This window comes from Nostoc sp. DSM 114160, assembly GCF_053470305.1.
Window position 1 is genome coordinate 166,238 of the sequence record NZ_JBPFGO010000001.1, and the last position, 11,511, is coordinate 177,748.

Consider the following 11,511-nt stretch of genomic DNA (forward strand, 5'->3'; position numbering starts at 1 on the left):
GCTTATCTAATCCCAAATATCATCTGGTAAAAATAACTCAACGGGATTTATGACTTTTTCTCCGGAAGTTCAGCACAGTCATCAGAAAACAATCTAAGTAAACCTGATTAGTTTCTCCTAACTTGCACACCCACATTCACAACATGAAATCACATCTACTGGCGATTGGTTTAAGCAGTTTGGTTCTAGTTGCAGGACAAGCTAAAGCTTCACAATTACAGTCTTGGTACTATGATTCTAGCCAAAACCAATTAGACTTAACTACCACTTCGGGAATAGAACCAAAAGCCTTTTTATTAGATAATCCGAATCGATTAGTGATTGACTTACCCGGAACTAATTTTAATTCCGATACCGTCAAACAAAGTTTTGGGAAGGCGGTGAAAGAAATTCGCCTCGGCAAACCAGACTCTCAAACTACTCGTTTTGTCGTTGAGTTAGCTCCTGGTTATGATGTTACTCCCCAAAATATATCAGTTAAAGGAGATTCCCGTTCTCATTGGATTTTCAAATTCAATTCATTTAACCGCCAAAGTAATCCCATTGTTGGGGAAAATCGAGAAGATATTGCCATCAAATCCACAGATGCATCGACATTTGCTGGAGTTGTGAATCTTGGTCAAGAAATGGTTGGTATTACTTCTCAGATTCGCAGTTTGTTAGCAAGTTATAAAACCTTAAATCCGGGAATATTTTTCTTGGATTTAGATACAGGAAACTATATAGATATTAATGGCGAAAAAAGATTTGCTGCTGCCAGTACAATCAAATTTCCCTTATTAGTGGCTCTTTTCCAAGAAATAGATGCAGGTAGAATTAAACTTACCGATAAATTAGTGATGCGGCGCGATTTAAAGGTTGGCGAATCTGGAATTATGCAATACAAACCCATTGGCACTAAATTTAGTGTCCTGGAAACTGCTACCTTGATGATGACAATCAGCGATAATACCGCCACCAATTTAATTCTCGATCGCTTGGGTGGTGCCGCAAAAGTTAGTCAACGTTTTCGTAGCTGGGGATTGCAAAATACAGCACTTCGGAATCTACTTCCAGACATCGGTGGCACAAATACAACTAGTTCCAAAGATTTGGTCAGATTGGCGGCGTTAGTTTCTAATAATCGTTTGTTATCCCCAACTAGCCGCGATCGAGTTTTAGGCATTATGCGCCATGTGAAAACCAATAGTTTACTACCAGCCGGTATCGGCCAAGGAGCTACCATTGCCCACAAAACTGGTACATTGAGATTTATCATTGGTGATGCGGGTATTATTCAAATGCCCAACGGCAAAAGCTATTTAGCAGGTGTTTTGGTGCAAAGACCAAACTACGATTCAAGAGCCGGCGATTTTGTTCGTGAAGTTTCCAGAAGAGTCTATAATTACCTAGACAATACCAAAGTTAGCAATATACAACCAATACTTGGCGAGCCCACTCGTTAGTCAAGCGATCGTAATTACTAGTCCACCACATCAATGAAGAGTGCTGAGTGCTGAGTGCTGAGTGCTGAGTGCTGAGTGCTGAGTATTGAGTATTGAGTGCTGAGTATTGAGTGCTGAGTGCTGAGTATTGAGTGCTGAGTGCTGAGTGCTGAGTGCTGAGTGCTGAGTGCTGAGTGCTGAGTGCTGAGTATTGAGTAGGGTGAATAAGTTTGTAGTAAAGACTTTAGTCCTTGGTTTGAGGGCTTTAGCCCTCACTACGAACTTCGCAATTGCACTAAATCGTAAAAATAGGGACGTGCATCTGTACGTCCCTAGATATTTATCTGTATTCAGGTATTTCGTCGTGAAATGAGATTAACTTAGGAAATTTGGTGTACCACCATTACCACTCCTACCAACAGCAGGAATTTCCACTGTGTCATCTGTAGCTTTACCAGTGCCGTCATTGACAACGTAATTAGTGTTACCCACATGTCCATTAGGGATAAACAATTGTGGATGGTCAAAGGGCGCTTTATCAAACCGAACTCGGTCATCAGTCAACGCTTTTAAAAAGGCGACTAATTCTTGTTTTTCTACTGGTGACAGATTTAGCGGTGGAAGTACTCCATAATCACCACCACGATTGTAAAAATCAATCACTTGCTCTAGAGTCGCCTGACCTCCATTGTGGAAGTAGGGAGCAGTTAGTTCCACATTGCGAAGTCCAGGTGCTTTGAAAGCTCCATTTGCAAACACAGGCTCAGTGGAATTCAACGGTGGATTAAGGGTTGGGGGGTTTTCGCCAAGGAGATCCTTAAATTTACCCAACTGAGCCAATCGTGCCTCTGAAAGCGGATTACGTTGACCTTTACTCTGTAAACCGTCATAACCACCCAAACCGGGGTCGTCTGTGGCTGGGTCTGACACCGATATTGAAGAAACCAGTGTCTTCTGGGGAGTTTGGCGCGAACGGCGCACGTTTGATTCGTCCTTCTTTAGCCACGTTGCTGACTGAAGCAGCTGTTAATTCTACTCCACTGTGGCAAGCAATACACAAAGCTTTGCCCTCAAACAGTCCTTTCCCTCGTTGCTGCTGCGCGGTTAGGGCGCTGGTGTTTCCTTCCAAGTAGCGATCGTAGGGCGTATCATAGGAAATGAGCGTAGACTCGTACAACTGAATTGCCAGCCCAAAGAATAGCGAGAAGTTGTACTCTAGCAATGTATACTCATTAGTCGTCAAAGAGCGATCGGGCCTCTTGACAATAGTCCGTTTACCGTCAGAGTCAACTTGGATGAGGCGAGTAGAATTCCACCACTCCGGCTTGAAGGCATCTTGAATCATCTGCTCGTATGTTTTATCTTTAAGTCCAGGCTTAGGCGATCTACTATCTTTACCTAAAACGCTGTCTTGTGGATGCACAATCTGTTTAGCTAGCGGTCTAAGAGGTAATAACTTTTTCGCAAGTTTTCGGGGGAGCTTTTTACCCTTACCAGCGGTGAAAGATATTCTGTCAATTAGCCCCAACTTATCACTCCCGAACTTATCACCAATTTCTTGAAAAGTGCGACCATCTGCGGATGACTCAAAAGAACTGAGTGGCGGCCCGACAGCTTGAGATGCCAAAGACGAGTTATTGAGGCTGACTTTCACAAATTCTGCCCTAATTGGGTTTATAGCCTTGACGACAGCGGCGTTAGGATCTCTTAAACCGAAGGGGTTCACCCCATTAAAGATATCTTGTGCCCTTCCATCCCAAAAGTTGCGAAAGTTGAATGCGGCATTAATCACGCTTGGCGTGTTACGCGGCTCGACGCGCCGCACATTGATACCTTTTACGTTAAACACCGGATCTGGCTCAGTGGTAACTTTGTCTTCTGCATTCCCAGGTGTGACATCCACAAACTTCGTATTGAAGATCCCCTGAGAAGAACTGACATCGTTACGGTCAGATACAACAGTCTTAGGATCGTTTGGGTTTGACAGCTTGTGGAAGGGGAAATCTTCTGGTTTAAGCTGATAGTTTGGTAGTCCGCCGACATTAAAAACTGAATCTGGATTCTCTGTACCATCGGCGTTGACCCGCAAAAGCCCAGGAGCAATCTGATTTTTGGATCTATTGTCAGCTCCAGCATGGAAGTGACAACTAGCACAGGAGGTCTTTCCATCACTCCCAATCTGCATATCCCAAAAAAGAGTCTTTCCTAATTTGATTGCAGCCGTTTTGTCTTTTACGAAGTCTCCAAGATTGTCAGGTTCTGGAACCGATACACTCTTGAGAGAAACTGGAGACGGGCCTGTAACTGCTGATACAGTATTTCCGGCTACTACTGCTACCAGAATAATGGCAGCAATTGTTACAGTCCTTAAAAATCTCGATCTTAAGTAATTAGCTTTGCCATATCTGAATTTCCACTCTTGCCGCTTTATTTTTGTCACCAAAGATTTGAGCAAAAATCGACCTCTTGAGGTCAGCAATAAGTAACATGATAAAGCGGTGGTGAAGATTACTAAGCTGATTATGGGTATAATCCCCATAGTTTTTTCTAAAGTAACACCAAGATAAAGTATACATTTTTGAGGAAGTTTGAAATTTAATATTCATGTAAAATGAACGTGCAAATTACGAATTTTACGTGAATACAAAAAAAACACCCTCTTCGGACTACGAATTATAAATTGAGTTGAAAAAATTGGTTATTCTATATTGAATTTGGATTAACTAAACTATTAATATATTTTATCGATAAGAGTTTGATAAAATGTTTAGATATTTAAATTAGATATAACTTACTTATCAGTCTTATTTTTGGGATATTTTAATGTTAATACATCAAAGTTCTGGTCGGTGGCGCTTAGGACTAATGTTATCGCTATTGACAGTCTTCTTGTGGGGAATTTTACCTATTGCTCTTGCAGTAATTCTACAAGTACTTGATGTCTATACCGTAATTTGGTTTCGCTTTTTGGTATCATTTGTACTGCTTGCTGTGTATTTAGGGATACGCGGCAAATTACCAAAATTAGAACAATTGCGCTCTGCTTCTGGAAAATTATTAGCGATCGCGACAATATTTTTAGGGATTAATTACTTTTCGTTTATCCAAGGTTTAGCATTAACATCGCCTGCTAACGCTGAAGTTCTCATTCAATTATCTAGCCTTTTATTAGGTTTTGGAGGGTTAGTAATTTTTAAAGAACGTTATCGGCTGTCTCAATGGATTGGCGTTAGTGTCATGATTTGTGGTTATCTTTTATTTTTTCGCGAACAACTAACGAATTTAATTACAGCACATGGCACATATATACTAGGTAGTGTTTTAATTGCGCTAGGATCGACAGCTTGGGCTATTTATGCTTTGGCGCAAAAGCAGTTATTACAATCTTTATCTTCCACTAGCATCATGTTGGTTATTTATGGAGGTTGTACTTTATTATTCACTCCTCTAGCAAAAGTTAAATCACTTTTTATACTCGATCCTTTCCATTTAGGAATGTTGATTTTTTGTGCCTTGAATACCTTAATCGCCTACAGTGCTTTTTCTGAATCATTACAACATTGGGAAGCATCACGAGTAAGTGCAGTATTAGCTTTAGCTCCCATTGTGACATTAATAGCAGTAGCGATTGTATCAGTTATTGCACCTGATTGGACACCACCAGAACACTTCACCCTCATAGCAATATTTGGAGCGGGTTTAGTAGTTATAGGTTCAGTAGCGATCGCCTTGGGAAAAGCTGATTAAATGCCATGTTTTTCAGGATTTTTACTGGCTTTTTCATCTAGTAAATTTGTGCAATATTCAAAGCTACAACATAAATACTGAGGCAAACTATTTTTTATTTGTTATGATTTAATAGTGAAGGCAAACTACTGAAGTCAGTCGGATACTTTACCCATCTGCGTGACTTTGTAGGATTTGATTGTTGACTTTATAGCCGAAATATCCTTGCAAAAGAATTCAGAAATCATAATTCAGGAGTCAGAAGAAATTACTAGGGCATTGGGAATCACTACTTTTTTTGACTACTAAATCTCAAATTTGGTGGAAAATTTAAACCCATTTATACCCATTATTTTCAGCCAGCTACATTCGCAAGTCATACATAATTCATCGTCAATTATAACTACTGACTCCTAAATTCTGTTTTGATAAAATTGAGGCTAATAACTTTAAGTAAACCAAGCAGGGCGCCCGAATAACTACCAAAGCCAACACCTGATAAAACCAGACCACCGAAACAGTTGAGCGATGAATAGTTTGTTTGGTAATTGGGCCAGCACCCTCAGAAAAAATTCTTTATTGCTGGTTCTTTCAATGGTGTTGCCAACGTTTGGAATTAGTAATTCTGTCTTGGCAGCAGAGCGGATTTATGCATCTTATTCAGCTTTAGAACTTTCCATTTCAGTCAGGACTTTAGAGAACTACGCCAAAACAGGTGTAATTAACGAAGACTTAGCAGCTTATCAGCGATATCTGCCTTTAGAACAGCTTCAAGAATTGCGGCGGATTTTACTTAATCGCGTGAAAGTTAGTCCAGTAGTAGTTTCGCAACTTCTCTACACACCCCAAGGAGAATTTTTACTGCATCGATTGGCGCAAGTGATTAAAACCAATCAGCCAGAACCAGGATTTGGTACTTTGCGTTCGGCGCTAATTTTAGCCTCTGGAGAATCGGGAGGCTTGACACTTTTAAATGTGTTGCGTAAATATCCCAGCAGCAGCATTCGCCTTGATGTCGCCGAGACTTTTGAAATAGCTACACAATTGGAGAAACTTGTTAACCAAACTCATCAAGCGATCGCAGCTGTTTCCCAAAAGTCTAAAATAGAAGCTGAGAGCATTTCTCCACCAAATTTTTCGCAATTGCCCGATTTAAAGGTTCCGGGAAAATTTAAGTCGCAAAAATACACCTTGAATTTTTTCGACTCAACCCGCAATCGGCTTTTATTGACTGATGTTTACATTCCCAATGTCCAGAATCCTGCACCGGTAATTGTCATTTCTCACGGCTTGGGTTTAGACAGCAGTAATTTTCAATATTTAGCCACTCATCTAGCTTCTTACGGATTTGCCGTCGTTGTTCCCAATCACCCTGGTAGTGATGCGAAACAATTGCATTCTCTGTTAAAAGGACGCGCTATTGAAGTAGCAGAACCAAGCGAATTTCAAGACCGACCTTTGGACATAACATATATACTGAATCAATTGCAAAAAGATAATCAATCTGATTCACGGTTTAAAGGTCGCCTAAATCTGCAACAAGTCGGAGTATTTGGTCAATCTTTGGGAGGCTATACAGCCTTAGCCCTGGCAGGCGCTAAAATTAACTTTGAGCAGCTAAAACAAGACTGTCAACCAGCAGCACTCCAAAATACCTGGAATATGTCTTTACTGCTCCAGTGTCGCGCTTTAGAATTGAGCATTAGCAAGTTTGGCAAAGATTATAACCTGCGGGATGAAAGAGTCAAAGCTGCGATCGCAGTTAATCCCATTACGAGTTCGATTTTCGGCAAAGCTGGCTTAAGTCAAATTAAAACTCCAGTGATGATTGTCAGCAGTAGTGATGATACAGTTGCACCAGCTTTATCCGAGCAAATTTTACCTTTCTCCTGGTTGACAAATTCCCAAAAGTATCTCGTCATGCTTGTAGGTGGCACACACTTTTCCACCATTGGCAATGCAAACCCTGCAAATCAACAAGTAGCATTACCTGCCGATATGATTGGTGATGCTTCTCAAGCGCGTCGTTACATAAATGTTTTGAGTTTACCTTTCTTCCAAACATACATTGCAGGCAAGCCGCAATACACACCCTACCTAAACGCCGCTTACACTCAAAGCATTTCTAGTAAGCCTCTTGGCTTGAGTCTCGTTAAGTCATTGAATACAACTGAATTAGCACAATTATTAGATATCAAAGGAGCCAAACTCGTTAACAAAAAAGTTCCCAACACCATAGTCAGCTTCGGATTTTGGATGTTGGATATTGGTGTTGCATTACTGCATGTAATGATTTTTATTTGATTTGTACAGACGTAATTAATTACATCTGGAAAATTTATTTGCACCTTTATAAAATTAGAGGTTCAATTCTTGCTTGCACTTCTTCAATTAACTTTTGTTCAACTTTCTCTACAAACAAAACCTTTCTAACTTTCCAGTCTAGTGATTTGATCCGATCGGCTAGCACCACGCCACTGGTTATCATTCCGTCAGGAAGCGGAACCTCAAAGTTAAGACCTTTTTTTTGATTAGTAATTGGACAAATTAGAACTATAGAAGCCATTCGATTGTATTTTAACGGCGACATAACTAAAAAAGGATGATAGCCCATCTGCTCACGCCCTTGAGGTTTTAATTCAGCATTAAGGGTTTCAGCAATATCTTCAAATGACATTCCTGATGTTCTCAGGGCTAATACACGTCGGATCGAATCAGCCGTAATTTGCTTTGTAGTTCCGCAATCTAACTTGACAATATCACCTCTATCTGGAATGTATGCTTTAACTACCAAACTTCATTCCCCACAGCAGATCCAGTATCAATTTCAGAATGGAAATTATCTGGAGTCATACCTTCCAATAATTCATCAAGGGTATATTTTTTTCGCTGCTGCGGCGTGATCACAATACTATTGCCTGAAATGCTGAAAGTTACATCTGTCCCCTCTTTGACATTAACTTGTTCAGCCAAAGCTTTCGGAAGTCGAATAGCTAGACTGTTTCCCCACTTCGTAACAACTGTAGTCATAACTACCTCCAAATAAATGCTTTCTTAAAAAATTTCACACCCAAACATAAAACTTTCGGAGCTTGACGCACCTATTTTGGACTCTTTTACGTATCTACTTTGAATATACCATAATTAATTTGTATTTTCGCTATGTTATGGAAGCCTTGCCACGCCACTACACCATCTTCTAGTTATTTGCACTTACCTTAATTAGTGTAAAAACCATAAGCAGCACAGATATATGCGATCGCATTCATACTTATCAGCATATACTTTAAAGAAATATGACATTTAATTGCGCTATTTTAAAACTAGCTTTACATAAGTTAAGTTATGAGCCAGCCGGAATATACTACAGCCCAAGCTACTGCCCTGACTAACCACGATCGCAAACCTATTCACATACCTGGCTCTATTCAACCTCATGGCATTCTCCTGGCACTCAGTACTCAATTAGAGATACTGCAAGTTAGCAACAATACCCAAGTTTATTTGTACAAAGCTCCAGAAGATTTGCTCGGTAAACCTTTGAGCTATTTACTTGAACCTCAGCCAGTGGAAATTGTCAAGCAGTGCTTAGTCAAAAAGGTTGGCAGCGCTAATGTTTTTAAAGTATTAATAAATACTTTGCATGGGGAAATATACTTTGATGCGATTGCTCATCGTACAGAAGAAGCTGTGATTCTGGAGCTAGAACCAACTGACTCGGAATTTGAGATGAGTTTCTTAAACTTTCATAGTTTTGCGAGTGAAGCGATCGCTAAAATGCAAAGGACATCCAATTTGGGAGAATTTTTGCATTTAGTAGCACAAGAAGTCCAAAAAATCATCGGTTTCGATCGAGTGATGGTCTATCAATTTGACGAGTCAGAAGCGGGTTCTGTGGTTGCAGAAGTTAAACGGGAAGATTTATCACCTTATTTAGGACTCCACTATCCCGCTACAGATATTCCAGCGCAGGCTAGGGAGTTATACACGCGCTGTTTTCTGAGATTTCTCCCCGATTTGACTGCCGAACCTGTCAAACTAGTTCCAACGGAAAATCCGACAACACATCAGCATCTTGATTTAAGCTACTGTCTGCTGCGGAGTTTTGATTGGTGTTGTACTGAATATCATCAAAATATGGGGGTGAAGGCTCTTTTGGTGATTTCAATTATTCAAGAGCAAAAGCTTTGGGGATTAATATCCTGTCACCATCAAACACCAAAGTATATTTCTTACGAAGTCCGCAAGATGTGCGAATTTTTGGGACAGATTGCATCTTCAGAATTAGCACACAAAATTAGTAACTCGGAATGGGATTATAAAGTAAAACTCAAATCGCTACAGTCTGAGTTCCTTGAGTCTATTTCCCAAGCAGACAATTTTATCGATGCCTTAATTAAACCGGAAATTCGCTTGCTCGATCTTGTTAGTGCTTCTGGAGCTGCGGTTTGTCTGGATAATGAAATTACCCTTGTGGGGACAACACCAAATATTGATGAAGTTCGGGCACTGATTGAATGGGCGAATACCCAAGTTAGTGACAATCTGTTTGCTACTGATTCTCTGCCGAAGCTTTACCAAGAGGCACTAGTATTTAAAGATACTGCTAGTGGCTTGTTGCTACTGCGGATTTCTAAAATTCGGCGCTATTATATCCTTTGGTTTCGCCCTGAAGTTCTTCAAACGGTACACTGGGCAGGAAATCCACAAGAATCCATGCAAGCACAGGCAGACGGTAGCTATACCCTGTCTCCCCGTAAATCCTTTGAACAATGGCAAGAAACGGTTAGATTAACTTCTCTACCTTGGAAACCTTGCGAACTTGACAGTGCGATCGCTTTGAATAATGCGATCGTTGGTATTGTACTCTCAAAAGCAGATGAATTAGCTAAAATCAATCTGGAGTTAGAGCGCAGCAACCAAGAACTAGCATCCTTTGCCTACGCCGCTTCCCACGACCTCAAGGAACCTTTGCGAGGCATTTATAACTTTTCAACAGTGCTGTTAGAAGACTATGCCCAAGTATTAGATGATGATGGAATTGAGTGCTTGCAAACGGTAGTATCCTTGTCTGTACGCATGGAAACTCTGATTAATGCTCTGCTGCGGTTATCGCAGTTAGGACAAGCCCAACTGCGCTTGCAAGCAACTGACCTCAACGAATTACTCAACCAAGTAATTGACATTTTTCGTGCTAGTCGCCAAGACTCTGGGCTTGTGGATATTCGCATTCCTCGGCCTTTACCAACAGTTTTGTGCGATCGAGTCCTGGTTAATGAAGTCTTCAGTAATCTGCTTGGTAATGCGTTCAAATATAACGATAAGACAGAGCAATGGGTTGAGATTGGCTACTTTTCTCAAGAAGAAACAGGGGAGCAAGGGAAGAAGCAAGAAAGCAGGGAGCAGGGAGCAAGGGAGGAGAGTTTTCCCCTCTGCCCCCCGCACCCTGCCCCTCTGCCTCTTTCCCATGCCCCATGCCCAATATTTTATGTCCGAGATAACGGCATTGGAGTTCCACAGCATCACCTAGAAACTATCTTTAGATTATTTAAGCGGCTCCATTCCCAGCAAAAGTACGGTGGAGGAGCAGGTGCAGGACTAGCTATTGTTAAGAAGATTGTTGAGCTTCATAACGGTCACATTTGGGTTGAATCTACCGTAGGCGTTGGCTCAATTTTTTATTTTACGCTGGAATAGTTTAAGATAATGACTAAATATATATTTTTGTTAAGCTCTTTTAAGACCAAGAATGACAAAAAAACTTCATGAACCGCTGCTCGTTGTTGAGGACAGCAATGAAGATTTTCGGATGCTGCAACGTCTGATGCGGCGTATGTCCGTCCAGAACCCCATACACCGTTGTACGAATGGGGATGAGGTTTTAGAGTTCCTTTATCAACAGGGAAACGATTCCTACGCTAAGGACGAAGACTTACCCAACTCAAAAGTAGCATTACGACCCTCTGTAATCTTGCTCGATCTCAATTTGCCAGGGATTGATGGGCGTGACATTTTAGATCGGCTCAAGCAAGATAAGAGTTTTAAGGGAATCCCCATCGTTGTTTTTACCACATCATCTAACCCCAAAGATATTGAATTGTGCTACCAAAGAGGCGCAAATGGATATCTGGTAAAACCGATGGATGCTCAGGAACTAAAAAAGACGATCCAGGCATTTGTAGACTACTGGCTTGAAGCTAATACACCGCCTGTGTTGGATTAATTTATTTATTTTTTGTTGATTTAGCAGTAGGGAAAAACCGATAATAAAGGAGACGGCTCAGAGGACACAGAGACATCTTCCTCTTTGAGTCGCTGTGTCTGTTTGTCTGTGTTAGATTCCTTTTCCCTATTTTACTGT

At 40.8% G+C, this 11,511-nt stretch carries 9 protein-coding genes; 5 read left to right on the plus strand and 4 right to left on the minus strand.

All coding sequences use genetic code 11. The features are described 5' to 3' along the window. The first annotated feature begins 143 nt into the window (after nucleotides 1-143). Complete coding sequence (locus tag NSTCB13_RS00725) at nucleotides 144-1,445, plus strand: serine hydrolase (protein WP_448271059.1); 1,302 nt, start codon at nucleotides 144-146, stop codon at nucleotides 1,443-1,445. A 354-nt stretch (nucleotides 1,446-1,799) separates the two neighbouring features. Here the strand turns inward: NSTCB13_RS00725 and NSTCB13_RS00730 are convergent, their stop codons facing one another. Together NSTCB13_RS00730 and NSTCB13_RS00735 are read right to left on the minus strand one after the other, a co-directional pair. Further along, entirely contained in the window at nucleotides 1,800-2,354 is a 555-nt protein-coding gene (locus NSTCB13_RS00730) for a hypothetical protein (protein WP_448271061.1), read from the minus strand. Then, complete coding sequence (locus NSTCB13_RS00735; protein WP_448271063.1) at nucleotides 2,311-3,879, minus strand: cytochrome c peroxidase; 1,569 nt, start codon at nucleotides 3,877-3,879, stop codon at nucleotides 2,311-2,313. The genes NSTCB13_RS00730 and NSTCB13_RS00735 overlap by 44 nt, the downstream gene beginning before the upstream one ends. 368 nt (nucleotides 3,880-4,247) lie before the next feature. Here NSTCB13_RS00735 and NSTCB13_RS00740 point away from each other — a divergent pair, with 368 nt between their 5' ends. Next, complete coding sequence (locus tag NSTCB13_RS00740; RefSeq protein ID WP_448271065.1) at nucleotides 4,248-5,171, plus strand: DMT family transporter; 924 nt, start codon at nucleotides 4,248-4,250, stop codon at nucleotides 5,169-5,171. 507 nt (nucleotides 5,172-5,678) lie between these two features. Beyond that, nucleotides 5,679-7,454 (plus strand): alpha/beta hydrolase, encoded by a 1,776-nt coding sequence (locus NSTCB13_RS00745; protein WP_448271068.1) that lies wholly within the window; start codon nucleotides 5,679-5,681, stop codon nucleotides 7,452-7,454. Between the two features lie 46 nt (nucleotides 7,455-7,500). On the opposite strand, the gene NSTCB13_RS00750 is transcribed toward NSTCB13_RS00745, so the two are convergent. Then, nucleotides 7,501-7,944 carry a type II toxin-antitoxin system PemK/MazF family toxin gene (locus NSTCB13_RS00750; RefSeq protein ID WP_448271070.1) on the minus strand — a complete coding sequence of 148 codons (444 nt, stop codon included), beginning with the start codon at nucleotides 7,942-7,944 and terminating at the stop codon, nucleotides 7,501-7,503. After that, nucleotides 7,938-8,180: an AbrB/MazE/SpoVT family DNA-binding domain-containing protein gene (locus NSTCB13_RS00755; RefSeq protein WP_448271072.1), complete on the minus strand. Its 243-nt coding sequence runs from the start codon at nucleotides 8,178-8,180 to the stop codon at nucleotides 7,938-7,940. The genes NSTCB13_RS00750 and NSTCB13_RS00755 overlap by 7 nt, the downstream gene beginning before the upstream one ends. Nucleotides 8,181-8,495: 315 nt before the next feature. Between NSTCB13_RS00755 and NSTCB13_RS00760 the strand changes: the two genes are divergently transcribed. Together NSTCB13_RS00760 and NSTCB13_RS00765 are read left to right on the plus strand one after the other, a co-directional pair. Continuing rightward, nucleotides 8,496-10,847 carry an ATP-binding protein gene (locus NSTCB13_RS00760; RefSeq protein WP_448271073.1) on the plus strand — a complete coding sequence of 784 codons (2,352 nt, stop codon included), beginning with the start codon at nucleotides 8,496-8,498 and terminating at the stop codon, nucleotides 10,845-10,847. A 52-nt stretch (nucleotides 10,848-10,899) separates the two neighbouring features. Beyond that, nucleotides 10,900-11,373 (plus strand): response regulator, encoded by a 474-nt coding sequence (locus tag NSTCB13_RS00765; protein WP_448271075.1) that lies wholly within the window; start codon nucleotides 10,900-10,902, stop codon nucleotides 11,371-11,373. Nucleotides 11,374-11,511: the final 138 nt, after the last annotated feature.

Excerpts from the sequence above, each read along its gene's own strand:
- NSTCB13_RS00725 (WP_448271059.1), top strand. The coding sequence starts at position 144 with ATGAAATCACATCTACTGGCGATTGGTTTAAGCAGTTTGGTTCTAGTT.
- NSTCB13_RS00740 (WP_448271065.1), top strand. The coding sequence starts at position 4,248 with ATGTTAATACATCAAAGTTCTGGTCGGTGGCGCTTAGGACTAATGTTA.
- NSTCB13_RS00745 (WP_448271068.1), top strand. The coding sequence starts at position 5,679 with ATGAATAGTTTGTTTGGTAATTGGGCCAGCACCCTCAGAAAAAATTCT.
- NSTCB13_RS00755 (WP_448271072.1), bottom strand. The coding sequence starts at position 8,180 with ATGACTACAGTTGTTACGAAGTGGGGAAACAGTCTAGCTATTCGACTT.
- NSTCB13_RS00760 (WP_448271073.1), top strand. The coding sequence starts at position 8,496 with ATGAGCCAGCCGGAATATACTACAGCCCAAGCTACTGCCCTGACTAAC.
- NSTCB13_RS00765 (WP_448271075.1), top strand. The coding sequence starts at position 10,900 with ATGACAAAAAAACTTCATGAACCGCTGCTCGTTGTTGAGGACAGCAAT.